This is a genomic window from Streptomyces changchenzhani, assembly GCF_039766235.1.
In the GTDB taxonomy this organism is placed as follows: domain Bacteria; phylum Actinomycetota; class Actinomycetes; order Streptomycetales; family Streptomycetaceae; genus Streptomyces.
Genome location: NZ_JBDHNH010000010.1, coordinates 1 through 15,553, shown reverse-complemented (window position 1 = coordinate 15,553; position 15,553 = coordinate 1). Strand labels below are relative to the sequence as shown.

At 67.7% G+C, this 15,553-nt stretch carries 14 protein-coding genes, 1 tRNA gene and 1 rRNA gene; 12 read left to right on the top strand and 4 right to left on the bottom strand.

Features of this window, described 5'->3' with window-relative positions; translation table 11 throughout:
• Nucleotides 1–138 precede the first annotated feature (138 nt).
• Nucleotides 139–501: an MmcQ/YjbR family DNA-binding protein gene (locus ABCR94_RS28540; protein WP_347123162.1), complete on the top strand. Its 363-nt coding sequence runs from the start codon at nt 139–141 to the stop codon at nt 499–501.
• A 20-nt stretch (nt 502–521) separates the two neighbouring features.
• Here ABCR94_RS28540 and ABCR94_RS28535 read toward each other — a convergent pair whose 3' ends face one another.
• Nucleotides 522–1,466 (bottom strand): transketolase family protein, encoded by a 945-nt coding sequence (locus ABCR94_RS28535; protein ID WP_347123161.1) that lies wholly within the window; start codon nt 1,464–1,466, stop codon nt 522–524.
• Between the two features lie 67 nt (nt 1,467–1,533).
• On the bottom strand, nt 1,534–2,235 hold the full coding sequence (locus ABCR94_RS28530; protein WP_347123159.1) for a thiamine pyrophosphate-binding protein: 702 nt from the start codon (nt 2,233–2,235) through the stop codon (nt 1,534–1,536).
• Between the two features lie 136 nt (nt 2,236–2,371).
• Here ABCR94_RS28530 and ABCR94_RS28525 point away from each other — a divergent pair.
• Nucleotides 2,372–2,445, top strand: a tRNA-Pro gene (locus ABCR94_RS28525).
• 116 nt (nt 2,446–2,561) lie between these two features.
• Here ABCR94_RS28525 and ABCR94_RS28520 read toward each other — a convergent pair.
• Nucleotides 2,562–3,572: a hydroxyacid dehydrogenase gene (locus ABCR94_RS28520; RefSeq protein WP_347123158.1), complete on the bottom strand. Its 1,011-nt coding sequence runs from the start codon at nt 3,570–3,572 to the stop codon at nt 2,562–2,564.
• Nucleotides 3,573–3,794: 222 nt separating this feature from the next.
• Between ABCR94_RS28520 and ABCR94_RS28515 the strand changes: the two genes are divergently transcribed.
• The 5 genes from ABCR94_RS28515 (at nt 3,795) to ABCR94_RS28495 (ending at nt 9,917) form a co-directional block, all read left to right on the top strand.
• Complete coding sequence (locus ABCR94_RS28515; protein WP_347123157.1) at nt 3,795–5,123, top strand: ABC transporter substrate-binding protein; 1,329 nt, start codon at nt 3,795–3,797, stop codon at nt 5,121–5,123.
• Nucleotides 5,120–6,124 (top strand): carbohydrate ABC transporter permease, encoded by a 1,005-nt coding sequence (locus tag ABCR94_RS28510; protein ID WP_347123156.1) that lies wholly within the window; start codon nt 5,120–5,122, stop codon nt 6,122–6,124. The genes ABCR94_RS28515 and ABCR94_RS28510 overlap by 4 nt, the downstream gene beginning before the upstream one ends.
• Nucleotides 6,121–6,987: a carbohydrate ABC transporter permease gene (locus tag ABCR94_RS28505; RefSeq protein ID WP_347123155.1), complete on the top strand. Its 867-nt coding sequence runs from the start codon at nt 6,121–6,123 to the stop codon at nt 6,985–6,987. Before ABCR94_RS28510 ends, ABCR94_RS28505 begins: the two co-directional genes overlap by 4 nt.
• 90 nt (nt 6,988–7,077) lie before the next feature.
• Nucleotides 7,078–8,379 (top strand): alpha-L-fucosidase, encoded by a 1,302-nt coding sequence (locus tag ABCR94_RS28500; protein WP_347123153.1) that lies wholly within the window; start codon nt 7,078–7,080, stop codon nt 8,377–8,379.
• Between the two features lie 101 nt (nt 8,380–8,480).
• A complete protein-coding gene (locus ABCR94_RS28495) occupies nt 8,481–9,917 on the top strand; it encodes a polysaccharide lyase 6 family protein (protein WP_347123152.1) in 1,437 nt (478 codons plus the stop codon).
• 95 nt (nt 9,918–10,012) lie between these two features.
• Here ABCR94_RS28495 and ABCR94_RS28490 read toward each other — a convergent pair whose 3' ends face one another.
• Nucleotides 10,013–11,035 (bottom strand): acetylxylan esterase, encoded by a 1,023-nt coding sequence (locus ABCR94_RS28490; protein ID WP_347123150.1) that lies wholly within the window; start codon nt 11,033–11,035, stop codon nt 10,013–10,015.
• 149 nt (nt 11,036–11,184) lie between these two features.
• Between ABCR94_RS28490 and ABCR94_RS28485 the strand changes: the two genes are divergently transcribed.
• From ABCR94_RS28485 to ABCR94_RS28465, 5 genes are all read left to right on the top strand, one after another.
• Entirely contained in the window at nt 11,185–11,700 is a 516-nt protein-coding gene (locus ABCR94_RS28485) for a winged helix-turn-helix transcriptional regulator (RefSeq protein WP_347123149.1), read from the top strand.
• A gap of 25 nt (nt 11,701–11,725) precedes the next feature.
• The gene (locus tag ABCR94_RS28480) at nt 11,726–12,286 is read left to right on the top strand and encodes an SRPBCC family protein (protein ID WP_347123147.1); all 561 of its coding nucleotides are present in this window, start codon (nt 11,726–11,728) and stop codon (nt 12,284–12,286) included.
• Complete coding sequence (locus tag ABCR94_RS28475) at nt 12,286–13,350, top strand: LLM class flavin-dependent oxidoreductase (RefSeq protein ID WP_347123145.1); 1,065 nt, start codon at nt 12,286–12,288, stop codon at nt 13,348–13,350. Before ABCR94_RS28480 ends, ABCR94_RS28475 begins: the two co-directional genes overlap by 1 nt.
• Entirely contained in the window at nt 13,340–13,741 is a 402-nt protein-coding gene (locus tag ABCR94_RS28470; protein WP_521978024.1) for a Clp protease/crotonase-like domain-containing protein, read from the top strand. Before ABCR94_RS28475 ends, ABCR94_RS28470 begins: the two co-directional genes overlap by 11 nt.
• Nucleotides 13,742–14,295: 554 nt before the next feature.
• Nucleotides 14,296–15,553 (top strand): 16S ribosomal RNA (locus ABCR94_RS28465); the annotation flags it as partial.

Sequence of the window (15,553 nt, the reverse complement as noted above, 5' to 3'; positions counted from 1 at the left end):
TCAGTTCGGGAAGGGGCGGAGCGGGGAAGGAGAAGCTGCGCCGGGTGCGCCGGCCGGCTGGGCTGGATTGTCAGTGCCACGGCGTACGGTCGTCAGCAAGCTGAAATTCGCTCTCTCCCGCCAGAATGGAGACCGCCGATGGTGACCGCCGACGACGTACGCAGGATCGCGCTCTCACTGCCCGACGGGGCGGAGAAGCTCGCCTGGGGCATGCCCACCTTCCGGGTGGGCGGAAAGATTTTCGCCGCGCTCGGCGACGACGACAGCTCCATGGGGATCAAGTGCCCCAAGGAGGAGCGGGCCGAGCTGATCAACGCGGAGCCGGCGAAGTTCTTCCTCCGCGAGGGCCACGACGACAACTACGCCTGGCTGCGGGTGCGGCTCGCGGCGCTGGAGGACGAGCAGGAGTTGTCCGCGATCCTGCTCGACTCCTGGCGCCAGGCCGCCCCGCGCAAGCTGCTCGACGCCCACCCGGAGCTGGGCGGGGCGGTCACCGGCTAGAGCCGGCGTTCAACGGGCGTTCAACGGGCGTTCAACGGGCGTCCGACGGGACTGGACGGGAGCCCGACGGGCCTCGCGCTCGCCGCGAGGAAGCCGTCGATGCGCTCGCGCAGCGCCCGCGCGTCCAGGCCGTGCGCGGCGTCGTGCTCCTCGACCGCGCCGTAGCGCCGCAGCTCGCGTCGGCCGACCCCCAGCCCGAGGACCCGGTGCGGCACATCGGCGAGCGCGTCATTCGCGGCTGCCGTCGACGTACCCGCCAGGTACGGCTCGACGATCACCACATCGGTGTGCCCCGTCGCCCGCAGCGCCACCGCGTCGAAGGGCCGCACGGTCGTCGCGTACAGGACGGTGACATCGAGCCCCTCGGTGGCCGCGAGCACGTTGTCGAGCATCGGCCCGACGGCGACGACCACACCGGAGCCGCCCTCCCGCACCGTGAGGAACCCTGCCCCGGTGACCGCCCGCGCCCGCTCGTTCGCCTGCATCGACAGCCGTACGTACACCCGGTCATTCCCGGCGGCGGCCTGCCGCAGCAGCGTCTCGGCCTCGTCCGGGTGCCCCGGCACATGGACGGTCCAGCCGTCGAGCGTGTCGAGAAGTGCCACATCACCCGGCGACATATGGGTGAAGCCGTACGCGGGCCAGTCGTACGACGCCCCGATGCTGACCAGGACCCCGCCCGTGCCCTGGTGCCCGAAGTCCAGCTTCACCTGTTCGAAGGGCCGCTCCACCAGGAAGCTGGCGAAGGTGTGCACGATCGGCCGCATCCCGGAGAGGGCGAGCCCGGCGCCCGCCCCGATCAGCAGTTGCTCGCGGATCCCGACATTGATCACCCGGTCCGGGTGTTTGCGCTGTGCCTGCTGGAAACCGTCCCTGCTGATGTCGGCGAGGACCACGGCAAGCCGGGGATCTTCGTCGAGCAGCTCCGACGTGGTGGTGATGAACCGGTCCCGCATGGTGTCCATGAGCGGATTCCTTCCGTGCTTCGGCATGTCTGGGCGGTACGTCTGTGCTCATCAGCGCGTTAGCGCGTCAGCTTTTCGGCTCGACCCGGGCGACCACCGCGTGAGGCCGTCCCGGGTGCGGCGCGGTGAAGGCGGCGTACAGCGCCTCGTGGTCCCGGCCGTCCACCGTGGCGGCCGACCAGCCGGCCGCCTCGAAGCGTGAGGCGATGCCGCCGGGCCAGCCGAGGCTGGCGGAGGAGTTGTCGATCACGAGGGTGTGCAGTCGCTCAAGTCCGGCGGGCCCCGCGTACGCGATGGCCTCGTGGTTGCTGCCCTCGTCCAGCTCGGCGTCGCCGATCAGCACCCACACCCGCGGCTCGGTGAGTCCCTGGGCCCGCAGTCCGAGCGCCGTTCCGACGGCCAGCGGAAGCCCGTGCCCGAGCGACCCGCTGCCGATCTCGGCGCCCGGCACGAGCGTGCGGTCGGGATGGTGCCCGAGTATCGACGCGTACGCCCCGAATCCGGGCAGCAGCTCTTCGTTCAGGAAGCCCTTGGCGGCGAGCACCGCGTAGTACGCCATGGGTCCGTGCCCTTTGGACAGCAGGAAGCGGTCCCGCTCCGGCAGATCGACCGTCGCGGGCGATACCCGCAGCACCCGGTCGTAGAGGACCCAGAGGCTGTCCAGGGTGGAGGTCGCCGCTGGACCGTGCTTTTCGTCGCCCGTCATCAGGGCCATGAGCCGGTTCAGGTCCCGGTAGCCGTGGACCGTCGGGGTGGCTGTGTTTGTCATGCGACTCACCGTGCGACGTCAAGCGCACTTGAGGTCAAGCAGGGAAATGCGAAAAGGGGTTCGTGACCATCGGCCGAAGTGCGGTATCGTTCTCAAGCGCGTTCAGCCGGGGGGAAACCCCAGGCCAGGCGGGCACCGGGACGTGGCGCAGCTTGGTAGCGCACTTGACTGGGGGTCAAGGGGTCGCAGGTTCAAATCCTGTCGTCCCGACAGCGATGTCGGAAATTTCCGCAGCTCAGGGGCCATCCTCGGATGGCCCCTGAGGCGTTTCCGGGGACGTCGCAGCGCATTTGGCGGCCGGCTGCCCGGATCCCACCGGGCGCGTTCTACGCGCGGGTCCCGGCGTGAGCGGGGTCGACGGCGTGCCGCAGCGGCTCGTTGCTGACCAGGCGGCGGAGCTCGTCGCGGACCAGCTCGCCCAGGCGTGCCCGTTCGGACCCCATGGCGCCGGCCAGGTGCGGGGTGAGGACGACATTGGGCAGCGTGAACAGCGGCGACTCGGGCCCCGGGGGTTCGGGCCACGTCACGTCTAGGACAGCGGTGAGATCGGGCCTGCGGCGCAGGACATCGATGGCCGCGGGTTCGTCCAGCAGCGCCCCGCGAGCCGTGTTGATCACCGTTGCTCCCTGCCTGAGCAGGGAAAGCAGCCGGTCGCCGACCAGGGCCTCGGTCTCCGGCAGCAGGGGCGCATGGAGGCTGACGACCTCGCAGGTGGCGAAGAGTTCGTCCGTGTCGACGAGCCGTACGCCCAACTCCTGCGCGCCCGCGGCGTCGAGCGTGGGGTCGGCGGCCAGCACCTCGATGCCGAAGCTCCGCAGGTGGGCCGCGACGAGGCGGCCGATCTGGCCCAGGCCCAGCAGACCCACCCGCGAGCCGTACGCGCCGGGGACGGGCGGATCGTGCGGAAAGCTCCGGCTGTCCCTGACCTCGCGGGAGATGCGATGCACCTGCTTGAGCCCCAACAGGATCTGGGCCAAGGTGAATTGCGCGACCGGTACGGCGTTGGCGGCCGCCGCGGACACGATGGGGATCCGCCGGGCCCAGAACTCCGGCGTCGTCAGGTGCCGCACCGAGCCCCCGGCCACCAGCACCGCCCGCAGCCGGGGGGCGTGGCCGAGCAGCTCGGCGTCGAGGACCGGCGCTCCCCATCCGGAGATCAGGACGTCGACCTCGCTCAACACGTCCAGTTGGTCGGCGAGTTGGGCGCGAGTGAGCGGCGGGCCCTGCCACTGGGCGAGGTCGCCGATCTCCTTCAGGACGGCTGCCGGATAGACGTCGGCCCTGCGCCCCTCCTCCATCACGAGCAGTGCGGTCGGAGCCTGTGCTGCTTCAGCCATCTTTTCCGGTCCCTTGCATGTCTGTGCCGACTCGCTGCCGTGCGCTGCGATCGCACGATACGTCGGATGTGTTCAGCCGTACGACGCACCCTCGGTCCAAGCCGATGCCCAAATTTCCGCAGTCATCCGACTATTGACCCTCGTCCAGCCGAGACGTTAGCGTCCCCGGCAAGCGCTTTCTAGATTTGTGAACGCTGTTCATACAGGCGACCGGGAGAAGCCATGCGGAAATCAAAGTTGATCGGTGCGGGGCTCCTCGTGTCCTCGTTGGTCCTGACGGGCTGCTCGTCGGGACCCGTCGGGTCGAACGCCAAGCAGGACCCGGACGCCACCCTCGAACTGTGGACCAGAACCACGCCGGGCGGGCCCGGCGAGAAGGCGACGCTCAAGCTCGTCGCCGGTTTTGAGAAGGCCACCGGCAAGAAGATCAAGGTCACGGCGATCTTCGACGACTTCGAGACCAAGCTCCAGCAGCGTGCCGCCCAGAAGAACCTTCCCGACATCGTCCTCAACGACGTCACACAACTGGGGGCGATGCACAGCCAGGGCCTGGTCAGGGAGATCGACCTGAAGAAGATCAAGAGCAGTGGGGACATAGCCCCGCAGGGCCTCGCGTCCGGCAAGGGTCCTGACGCCAAGCAGTACGGCATTCCCTACTCCGCCCAGGCGGGCGCGCTGCTGATCCGCAAGGACTGGCGCGAGAAGCTCGGCCTGAAGGTCCCGGCCGACTGGGACGACTTCGCGGCGATGGCCAAGAAGTTCACCACCGGTGACCCCGACGGCAACGGGAAGAGCGACACCCACGGGCTGGCCGCCCCGCTGTCCACCAAGCGCGGCTATGCCTCCTGGTACTTCTCCAACTTCCTCTGGGCCGCGGGCGGCGACTTCATCACCGAGGTCGGCCGGGGTACGTACAAGCCCTCGATGACCACACCGCAGTCCGTCGAGGCCGTCCAGTGGTTCCGCGACCTCGGCTGCAAGGACAAGACCATCCAGCCCGGCGCCGTCACCATGGACTCCCCGCCGACCAACGAGACGTTCGAGGCCGGAAAGACCGGCATGTTCGTCGTCGGCCCCTACCTCATGCCCCGCTTCGACGAGACCCTCGGCAAGGACAAGTACGAGGTCGTCCCCATGCCCAAGGGCCCGATGGACTCCACGGTGCTCGCCGAGGGCGGCGCCGTCTATCTGATGGCCGGCTCGGAGAACCAGGCGGGCCAGGACGCCTTCGCCGACTTCGCGGTCTCCGTCGACGGCCAGAAGCTCGGCATGGAGGGTGAGACGGGCTACATCGTGCAGCTCCCCGTCAACAGGAAGGTCGACGTCTCCGAGGTCCGTTCGGACCCCCGCTGGAAGACGTACGCCGAGATCTACGAGTCCTCCGCCCGCTACGCGCCGTCCATCCCGAACTGGACCCCCGTGCGGCAGAGCACCGCCGACACCATCAACGCCCTGGTGGCCGACTGCGGCCTCGACACCAAGGCGGAACTCAAGGAGCTGGACGGCAAGCTCAAGGGCATCCTCGACGAGCAGGGGATCGCCGCGTCATGAGCGTCCACCAGGTGAAGCCGTCCGAGGCAGGAACGGTCGACGCGGTGGGTGCGGCCGGTACGGAGAGCGTCACCGGCCGGACCGCGCCACGGGCCGGTGCCCCCTCGGCCAAGGCCGGCAGGCCGCGCCGCAGCCGCAGAGGAGGCCGGTGGTGGACGCCCTGGCTGTTCCTGGCCCCGGCGCTGATTCTCTTCCTCTACTTCAAGTTCATCCCCATGGGCAACGCGGTCATCATGTCCTTCCAGGACGTGCAGCCCTACCTGGGCAACCAGTGGGTCGGCGGCAGCAACTACGCCACGATCCTCGCCTCGGACGGCTTCCGCGAGGCCGCCTGGCACACCGTGGTCCTCGCCGTCGGACAGACCGCGGGCTGTATCCTCCTCGGGCTCGCGCTCGCCCTGCTCATGGAGGGGCAGAGCCGCCGGCTCAGCTTCATCCGCTCCGCGGCCTTCCTGCCGGTCGTGGTGCCGATCGCGGTGGTCGCCGAGCTCTGGCGGATCATGTACCACCCCACCGGCGACGGCATGATGAACTCCCTCATCGGCCTGCTGGGATTCGGCCCCTCGGGATTCATCAACGACCCGGACACATCAATGGCCTCGATCATGCTCACCGGCATCTGGCGGGGTGCGCCCTACGACATGATGATCTTCCTCGCGGGCCTCTCCAGTGTCGACCGCGGCCTGTACGAGGCCGCGAAGGTCGACGGCGCCTCCAGGTTCCAGCGCGTACGCCACGTCACCGTGCCGGGACTGCGGTCGGTCTTCTCGATCCTGTTCGTCCTCGCCGCCATCCGCGGCCTGCGGGTCTTCACCGAGGTCTTCCTGCTCACCAACGGCGGCCCCGACGGCTCCACCGAAGTCGTCATGACGCTCATCTACAAGCTGGGCCTCGAACAGAACCGGCTGGGAGTCGGCGCGGCCGGCGCGGTCCTGCTGTTCTCCGCGACGTTCGTACTGACCGTCGGCGTCCACCTGTTCCGACGGAGGGGAAACGCATGAGCGCGCCGACCGAGACCGCGCTGGGGCTGACCGAGAGCAGGAGCGCGGGCAGCCGCGTACTCAAGGCGCTCACCTACGCCCTTGTCCTGCTCCTTTTCGCCGGGCCGCTGCTGGCCCTGCTCGTCGGAGCGTTCAACCACGTCAAGGACCCCACGCAGCTGAGCATCATTCCCTCCGGCGCCACCCTGGACAACTTCAGGGTGGCCTTCGACGAGGGCGTACTGAAGTACCTGATGAACTCGTTCTTCGTGGTCGGCTTCGGACTGCTGCTCCAGGTCGCGGTGTCCGTCCTGGCGGGCTACGCGCTGGCCAGGAAGGTCTTTCCCGGGATGACGGTGGTGTTCGTCGCCATCCTCGCGACGCTGATGCTGCCGGAGGAGATCCTGGCCATCCCGCTGTCGCTGATCCTCGCCGACCTGCCTGTGGTGCATTTCAACCTCATCGGGACCCTCGCCGGGATGATCGTGCCGCTGGGCGCCTGGGCCTTCTCCATCCTGGTCATGACCGAGTTCATGAAGGACGTGCCCCGCGAGCTGGAGGAGGCCGCCCGCATCGACGGCGCGGGCGACCTGCGCATCTTCGCCCAGATCATCCTGCCGATGTGCAAGCCCGCCCTCGGCGTCATCGGGGTCTTCGGCTTCACCATGATCTGGGACCAGTACCTGCTGCCGCTGCTCGTGGCGACGAACTCCTCCTCGTACACGCTGCCGCTGGCCCTGCGCACCCTGCGCATCGACCCCGCCGTCACACCGGGCGTGGTGATGGCCGCGTCGCTGCTGGCGCTGCTGCCGTCCGTGGTCGTCTTCCTCTTCTTCCAGCGCTCCTTCGTGCACGGCCTGACCTCCGGCGCACTCAAGGGCTGAGGCACCACACCGCGCCCCCGCCGCATCGCGCCCCCGCCACATCGCGACGACAGGATGAGATGACGACATGACGACAAAGGAACGACGCCTGTGAGCGCGAGCACCGACAGCACCTGGTTCACCACCGACCGGCTCGGCATGTTCATCCACTGGGGGCTGTACGCACTCCCCGCCCGGCACGAATGGGTCAAGAACCGGGAGCGGCTGACCGACGACCAGTACCAGGTCTACTTCGACCACTTCGACCCCGACCGCTACGACCCGGCCGAGTGGGCCCGTACGGCAAAAGCAGCCGGTATGCGCTATGTCGTCCTCACCACCAAGCACCACGACGGCTTCTGCCTCTGGGACAGCGCGCTCACCGACTACAAGGTCACCAAGACCCCGCACGGCCGCGACCTGATCGGCCCCTTCGTCGACGCCTGCCGGGCCGAGGGCCTCAAAGTCGGCTTCTACTACTCGCTGATCGACTGGCACCACCCCGCGTTCCCCGTCGACGGCACCCACCCACGACGCGACGACGCGGCGTACATCGAGGCCGCCGCCGACCGTGACATCCGCGACTATCAGGAGTATCTCCACGGCCAGGTACGGGAGTTGCTCACCACCTACGGGACCATCGACTATCTCTTCTTCGACTTCTCCTACGCGGGCCGCGACGAGTGGTGGGGCGGCAAGGGACCCGACGACTGGGACTCGCACCGGCTGCTCGCACTCGTACGCGAACTCCAGCCCGGCATCCTGGTCAACGACCGCACCGGCATCCCCGGGGACTTCATCACCCCCGAGCAGTACCAGCCGTCGGGGCCGATGACCGACGGCGGCCGCCCGGTGCTATGGGAGGCGTGCCAGACCCTGAACGGCAGTTGGGGTTACGACCGCGACAACCTCGACCACAAGAGCGCCGAGTTGCTCGTACGCATGCTGGTCGACGGCGTGTCCAAGGACGGCAACCTGCTCCTGAACGTCGGACCCACCGGCCGCGGCGACATCGACCCCCACGCCACCGCCGTACTCGCGGACCTCGGCCGGTGGATGGACCTGCACGAACGATCGGTGCGCGGCTGCGGCCCCGCCGAGTGGACCGCGCCGCCCGACTGCCGGTACACCCAGCGCGGCGACCGGCTCTATCTGCACCTGTTTGCCTGGCCGCTGCGCCACATCCATCTGCCCGGACTCGCCGGACGGGTCCGCTACGCGCAGCTGCTGAACGACGCGTCGGAGATCGTCCGGGTCCAGGTGGACCCCGACCTGCCCGCCCAGAACACCCGCATGGGCGGCCAGGCCCCCGGCACCCTGACCCTGCAACTCCCGGTCCAGCGCCCCGATACCCCCGTCCCGGTCATCGAGCTCTTCCTCGCGCCCCGGTCCGACCGGGCACTCGGCGCCTGAGCTCTCCGTACAACGTGCGGCCCTTCCGTACGACACCCGCACGACCGATCCAGCCCTGATCCAGCCCTGATCCAGCCCTGATCCAGCACTGTGGAGGCACCATGCAACGTCGTACGTTCCTCACCGGCACCGCCCTGGGAGCAGCTCTGATGGCCCTGCCCGCCACCGCGCGGGGTGTTGGCGCCGCCCCGGCGGGACGGGCCGCGGTGGCCGTCGACTCGCTGACCGCCCTGCAGACCGCGATCAACAGCGCGGCACCCGGCGCCGTGATCACCCTCGCCAACGGTACCTACACCGTGCCCAACGACAAGCCGATCAACGTCAAGGGCAAGCACGGTACGGACACCCAGCCCATCACCGTCACCGCCCAGTCCCGCGGCGGTGTCATCCTGCGCGGCCAGCGCAGCTTCGTCTTCGCCGACTCCGACAACGTCACCATCAGCGGCTTCTCGTTCCGGCAGAGCACCACACTGGAAATCCCGGCGAACTGCGCGAAGATCCGGCTCACCCGCAACGACTTCCAGCTGGCCGACGTCGAGGGGCTGCACTGGGTGATGGTGCGCGCCGACTTCAGCAAGGTCGACCGCAACCACTTCCACGGCAAGTCCACACTGGGCATCTTCCTCGGGATCGAGGGGGCCGGCACCGAGGGCATGGCCCAGCAGGTCCAGGTGTTCAAGAACTACTTCTCCGACCACTCCTTCGCCGGGGCCAACGGCGGCGAGCCGATCCGCCTGGGAGTCAGCGGGCGCGCGCTCACCAGCGCCAAGGCAGTCGTCGAACTCAACCTGTTCGAGCGGGCCAACGGTGACCCGGAGGCCATCTCGGTCAAGTCCTCGGGCAACACCATCCGCTACAACACCATCCGCGACAGCCTCGGCGGCATCGTCCTGCGGCACGGCAACGGCTCCACCGTCGACAGCAACTGGATCGTCAACGGCCAGGAAGGTGTACGCATCTACGGCAACGACCACAAGATCGTCAACAACTACCTGGCCGGACTGTCCGGGCGGGCCCTGGTCGTCGGCAGCGGTTCGGCCCGTGACCATGTCCCCGGTGAGTCCGTCGAGGCCCGGCGCGGCAACGACGCGGCCGACCGCGTGCTCATCGCGCACAACACGCTCCTGAACAACGCGGGCAGTCTCTCGGGCGAGACGCGCGCGCACGAACCCCGCGATGTCGTCATCGCGGACAACCTGCTGGTCGGCCGCTCGGGCGACCTGGTGGCGATGGGGGCCACGGTCCGCTTCACCTGGCAGAGCAACATCCTGTTCGGCGCCGCAGCCAATGGCAACATCCCGGCCGGGACCTTCACCCGCACCGACCCGAAGCTGGTGACCGGCTCCGACGGCATGGCCCGGCTGTCGGCGACCAGCCCCGCGATAGGCGCCGCCACCCTGAGGCAGCCGCCCGTCACCCTCGACATCGAGGGCCACCCGCGCGGTACGAGCCGGGACATCGGCTGCGACGAGTACGCGACCGCAGCACCCGTGTACCGGCCCCTGACGCCGGCCGACGTAGGCCCGAACGCCCCGTAATCTCCGGCCGATCAACGGCCGGGACGCCCCGTCCAGCGCCCCCGCAGGCGCTGGACGGGTAGGGCGTCCTACGGCGCGATTCCCTCAGCGGGTGCTCATCGGGCGCTCAGCGATGGGGCGCGCGATCCATTGAGCGATCCCGCCGCCCCCAGCCCCTGCTCGGCCAGCCACCAGAGCTGCTCCTGGGCCTGGGAGCCCCGGCCGCCCGCGTGGTCGCCGAACTCCCAGACCCGGATGTCCTTGGTGTCGTTCGCGTACGCGTTGAACGCGGCGAACACGGTGGACGGCGGACAGATGGGGTCCATCAGACCGACGCTGAACAGCGCGGGCGCCGTAGCCCGCACGGCGAAGTGGACACCGTCGAAGTAGGACAGCGTACGGAAGGCGGCCTCCGGGTCGGCCCGCTTGTGGGCACCCAGGTAGTGGGCAATCTCCGGATACGGTCCCTCCGCCGCGGTCTGCGCCCCGCGCCGGAAGTGGCACAGGAACGGCACATCGACGAGCGCGGCGGCGACGCCGTCCCCCAGAAGTCCGGCGGTGGACAGGGCCAGTCCGCCGCCCTGGCTGCCGCCGTAGACGACGATACGCTCCGGGTCGACGGCCGGATGCTCCTTCAGCGCGTCGACGGCACGTACGCAGTCGGTCATCAACCGCCGGTAGTAGTGGGCCCGGTGGTCGTCTATGCCGCGTGTCATGAAGCCGCGCACATACTGGGTGCCGACGGCCGGATCGGGGTCGGGGGTGTCGTGCCCCTGACCGCGGCTGTCGACGATCAGGTGGGCATAACCGGCGGCGCTGAACAGCAGCCCCTCGGTGTACAGGCCGCGCCCGCCGCCGTAGCCGAGGTAGTTCACCACGGCGGGCAGCGGCCCTGCGGCGCCGCGCGGCAGCAGGAGCCAGGCGGCGACGGGCTGGCCGCCCCAGCCGGGGAAGCGCACATCGTAGACATCGACGGTGTTCAGCAGGGACGCCCGCACCGGCTCGTACCGTGCGGGTCCGTCCGAGGCGGCGCGGGCGGTGGACAGGGTGCTGGTCCAGAAGGCGTCGAAGCCCTCCGGTTCGACCAACATGGGCCGGTAGTCACGCAGTTGGTCGAGCGGCATGTCGGTCAGAGGCATGGAGTGGTGCTCTCCCTAAGGGGAATCGAGGGACGGGAACGGTGGCGACGGTGAAGATCGTCGCCACAGAAGTCGATTCGCTCCGCCGGGTGCCTGTCAAGGGATCTGGCTGCAGAGTCTCGTCGCGAGACCCTCATATGCTGGGCCGCATGAGGCGGACTTCCTTTGCGAACTGGCCATGCTCGATCGCCCGCACCATGGACCTGCTCGGCGACTGGTGGACGCCGATGGTCCTGCGAGAGGCGTTCTACGGCATCAAGAGGTTCGACACGTTCCAACAGGAACTCGGAATCGCGCGGAACACCCTGACCGACCGATTGCGGCGGCTGGTGGACGAAGGACTGCTGGAGAAACGGCCGTACCAGCAGCAACCGGTGCGTTACGACTACGTGCTCACCGAGAAGGGCCGGGACTTCTTCGGCGTACTCGCCGCGATGAACCAGTGGGGCGACCGCTGGCTGTCCGGCGAGGAGGGCCCGCCGGTCGTCTTCCACCACGACCCGTGCGGTCACGACAGCCACGCCGAAGTGGTGTGCGCCGCCTGCAAGGAACCCATGACATCCGAGGACACCCGCCCGCTCCTGGGCCCCGGATACCCGCCCCGCCTGGCCGAACGCCCCGACGTACAGCGTCGGTTCAACAACCTCGACCCTCTTGACGAGTAAGTCCATCTAAGCAACTCTCGTGGTCATGGAGTGGACCGGCGTACGTTATGCGGACAAACCGACGGTCGAGGTGCGGGCCTGGATCGACGCCCCACCGGAGCGGGTGTGGAAGCTGGTATCCGACATCGGGCTCATGCCGGAGCTGAGCGCCGAACTGCAGTCGGTGCGGTGGCTGGACGGTGTGACGGGCCCGTTCCTCGGCGCCCGGTTCGTCGGCCGCAACAAGCACGAATCGCTGGGGGAGTGGACGACCACTTCGCACCTCGTGGAGTACGAGCCGGAACGGCTGCTCGCCTGGGCGGTCGAGGATCCCGAACACCCCACCGCGACCTGGCGGTTCAGCCTCGAACCGGACAAGGGCGGCACGGAGCTCCGCCAGTGGATGCGGATGGGCCCGGCTCGCTCCGGCATCTCCTTCGCCATCGACCGTATGCCCGCCAAGGAACAGAAGATCATCTTCGTGCGGCTGCGGGAGATCGAGCACAGCATCACCACCACTCTCGACACGATCAAGAAGCTGGCAGAGACACAGACACAGACACAGACATCGGCATCGGCAGACAAGACGGAAAGGCCGGAAGCGTGATGCGTACGTCAACGACGGTCGAGGCATCTTCGGGCAACTGGCGCGAGACGGTCGACTTCGTCACCGAGGCCGAGAAGCTCGGACTGGACATCTGCTGGGTGGCCGAGGCCTGGGGCTCGGAGGCCCCGTCACCGCTCGGGTTCCTGGCCGCGCGCACCGACCGCATGCTGCTCGGCTCCGGGATCATCCAGCTCGCCACCCGCACACCGGCCGCCATCGCGCGGGCGGCGATCACTCTCTCGCAGATCTCCGAGGGCCGCTTCCTCCTCGGCCTGGGCCCGTCCGGTCCACAAGTGATCGAGGGCCTGCACGGTGTCCCGTTCGCCCGGCCGCTGTCGCGGATGCGGGAGACCGTGGAGATCGTGCGGCAGGCGGTCGCCGGCGAGAAGATCTCGTACGCCGGAAAGGAATTCACCGTCCCCCTGCCCGGCGGCGACGCGAAGCCCATGCGCCTGTCGATGCGCGCCGAGTACGACCTCCCCATCTATCTGGCCACCCTCTCGCCCAAGATGCTGCGGCTGACCGGTGAGATCGCGGATGGCTGGCTGGGCACCAGCTTTGTTCCCGAGGGGGCGAAGGCGGCGTACTTCGACCACCTCGACGCGGGCCTGACCGCGTCCGGCCGCACTCGCGCGGACCTTGATGTATGTCAGGGCGCGGAGGTCGCCTTCGCGGACGACGAGGACACGCTGCGGGTGATGCTGGCCGGCCGGAAGAAGGAGCTCGCCTTCAGCCTGGGCGGCATGGGTTCCGCCACGACGAACTACTACAACAGTGCCTACAGCCGACAGGGCTGGGCCGAGATCACCGCCGAGGTGTACGAGCGCTGGCAGGCCGGCGACCGGGAAGGCGCGGCGGGACTTGTCACCGACGAGATGGTGCTGGCCACCACGCTCATCGGTACCGAGGACATGGTGCGCGAGCGACTGCGGGTCTGGCGCGCCGCCGGGGTGGACACGGTCCGCCTCTATCCCGCGGGCGACACCCTCGACGCCCGCCTCACCACACTCGGCAGGGCGCTCGACCTGGTCCGCGAGATCGACGCAGGAAGTCATGGCTGCTGAGCCCCCGGTCCCGGTTCGATCCGGGAATCCCGAGGATTCCGTACGGGTGGAGCGACGGGGGCCCGTATATACGGTGATCCTCTCCCGGCCCGAGGTACGAGGCGCGGTGGACGGCCCGACCGGGGAAGCTCTGTGCCTGGCCAACAGAGTCGTCCCGGTCGGGCGGGAACGCACGGCCGCCGAGGAGCTCGCCGCCGAACTCGCGCGCTTCCCGCAGACCTGCCTCCGCCAGAACCGGTTGGCGCTCCTGGAGCAGCAGGGACTGACGGAGGAGGAGGCCCTCGCCAACGAGTGGCGGCACGGCATGGTCTCGCTCGCTGCCGACACCCGCGAGGGCGCGGCACGGTTCGTCGCGGGCGTCGGGCGGGGCGGCTCGTTCACGTTTGACTGACCGGGGGGCTGATCCGTACAGTTCTCCGAGTTGCCCCGGAGCCGAAACGGTTCCGCAGCAGCCACTTGAGCCGTGCAAGCGGCAACCCAAACACAGCACGACTTCCCACTCGGGATGATTTCGGTATGCCGGAATTGATTCCACAGGCTCGATTGTGAGCCGCCCGGGAAATCCGCTAGAGTTCGGGACGTCGGAACGGCCCAACAGCCGGAAAGACAAACCCCGCCGACGGGGAATCGGGCACGAAAGCGTCTGGTAGAGTCGGAAACACGAAATACCGAAGGGAAGCGCCCGGAGGGCCCCGTGAAAAGGGACCAAAGGAAGCGTCCGTTCCTTGAGAACTCAACAGCGTGCCAAAAGTCAACGCCAAATGTTGATACCCCGGCCCATCCTTTGCGGGTGGGTTGGTGGTTCCTTTGAAAAGACCCGGACGGCCCTTTTGCTTCGGCAGGGGGTGCGGCCGGGCAACACTAGCGAGGACGCTGTGGACATCACGCCTTATTCCGGCTGTGGTGTCCCGCTCGTCGTGTGTGTCTCCCGATTACGGGAAAACATTCACGGAGTGTTTGATCCTGGCTCAGGACGAACGCTGGCGGCGTGCTTAACACATGCAAGTCGAACGATGAAGCCTTTCGGGGTGATTAGTGGCGAACGGGTGAGTAACACTGGGCAATCTGCCCTTCACTTCGGGACAAGCCCGGAAACGGGGTCTAATACCGGATAATACTTCCTGCCTCATGGGGGGGAAGTTGAAAGCTCCGGCGGTGAAGGATGAGCCCGCGGCCTATCAGCTAGTTGGTGGGGTAATGGCCTACCAAGGCGACGACGGGTAGCCGGCCTGAAGAGGGCGACCGGCCACACTGGGACTGAGACACGGCCCAGACTCCTACGGGAGGCAGCAGTGGGGAATATTGCACAATGGGCGAAAGCCTGATGCAGCGACGCCGCGTGAGGGATGACGGCCTTCGGGTTGTAAACCTCTTTCAGCAGGGAAGAAGCGCAAGTGACGGTACCTGCAGAAGAAGCACCGGCTAACTACGTGCCAGCAGCCGCGGTAATACGTAGGGTGCGAGCGTTGTCCGGAATTATTGGGCGTAAAGAGCTCGTAGGCGGCTTGTCACGTCGGTTGTGAAAGCCCGGGGCTTAACCCCGGGTCTGCAGTCGATACGGGCAGGCTAGAGTGTGGTAGGGGAGATCGGAATTCCTGGTGTAGCGGTGAAATGCGCAGATATCAGGAGGAACACCGGTGGCGAAGGCGGATCTCTGGGCCATTACTGACGCTGAGGAGCGAAAGCGTGGGGAGCGAACAGGATTAGATACCCTGGTAGTCCACGCCGTAAACGTTGGGAACTAGGTGTTGGCGACATTCCACGTCGTCGGTGCCGCAGCTAACGCATTAAGTTCCCCGCCTGGGGAGTACGGCCGCAAGGCTAAAACTCAAAGGAATTGACGGGGGCCCGCACAAGCAGCGGAGCATGTGGCTTAATTCGACGCAACGCGAAGAACCTTACCAAGGCTTGACATACACCGGAAAGCATCAGAGATGGTGCCCCCCTTGTGGTCGGTGTACAGGTGGTGCATGGCTGTCGTCAGCTCGTGTCGTGAGATGTTGGGTTAAGTCCCGCAACGAGCGCAACCCCTGTCCTGTGTTGCCAGCATGCCTTTCGGGGTGATGGGGACTCACAGGAGACCGCCGGGGTCAACTCGGAGGAAGGTGGGGACGACGTCAAGTCATCATGCCCCTTATGTCTTGGGCTGCACACGTGCTACAATGGTCGGTACAATGAGCTGCGATACCGCAAGGTGGAGCGA

Excerpts from the sequence above, each read along its gene's own strand:
- ABCR94_RS28540 (WP_347123162.1), top strand. The coding sequence starts at position 139 with ATGGTGACCGCCGACGACGTACGCAGGATCGCGCTCTCACTGCCCGAC.
- ABCR94_RS28535 (WP_347123161.1), bottom strand. The coding sequence starts at position 1,466 with ATGGACACCATGCGGGACCGGTTCATCACCACCACGTCGGAGCTGCTC.
- ABCR94_RS28530 (WP_347123159.1), bottom strand. The coding sequence starts at position 2,235 with ATGACAAACACAGCCACCCCGACGGTCCACGGCTACCGGGACCTGAAC.
- ABCR94_RS28520 (WP_347123158.1), bottom strand. The coding sequence starts at position 3,572 with ATGGCTGAAGCAGCACAGGCTCCGACCGCACTGCTCGTGATGGAGGAG.
- ABCR94_RS28515 (WP_347123157.1), top strand. The coding sequence starts at position 3,795 with ATGCGGAAATCAAAGTTGATCGGTGCGGGGCTCCTCGTGTCCTCGTTG.
- ABCR94_RS28510 (WP_347123156.1), top strand. The coding sequence starts at position 5,120 with ATGAGCGTCCACCAGGTGAAGCCGTCCGAGGCAGGAACGGTCGACGCG.
- ABCR94_RS28505 (WP_347123155.1), top strand. The coding sequence starts at position 6,121 with ATGAGCGCGCCGACCGAGACCGCGCTGGGGCTGACCGAGAGCAGGAGC.
- ABCR94_RS28495 (WP_347123152.1), top strand. The coding sequence starts at position 8,481 with ATGCAACGTCGTACGTTCCTCACCGGCACCGCCCTGGGAGCAGCTCTG.
- ABCR94_RS28490 (WP_347123150.1), bottom strand. The coding sequence starts at position 11,035 with ATGCCTCTGACCGACATGCCGCTCGACCAACTGCGTGACTACCGGCCC.
- ABCR94_RS28485 (WP_347123149.1), top strand. The coding sequence starts at position 11,185 with ATGAGGCGGACTTCCTTTGCGAACTGGCCATGCTCGATCGCCCGCACC.
- ABCR94_RS28480 (WP_347123147.1), top strand. The coding sequence starts at position 11,726 with ATGGAGTGGACCGGCGTACGTTATGCGGACAAACCGACGGTCGAGGTG.
- ABCR94_RS28475 (WP_347123145.1), top strand. The coding sequence starts at position 12,286 with ATGCGTACGTCAACGACGGTCGAGGCATCTTCGGGCAACTGGCGCGAG.
- ABCR94_RS28470 (WP_521978024.1), top strand. The coding sequence starts at position 13,340 with ATGGCTGCTGAGCCCCCGGTCCCGGTTCGATCCGGGAATCCCGAGGAT.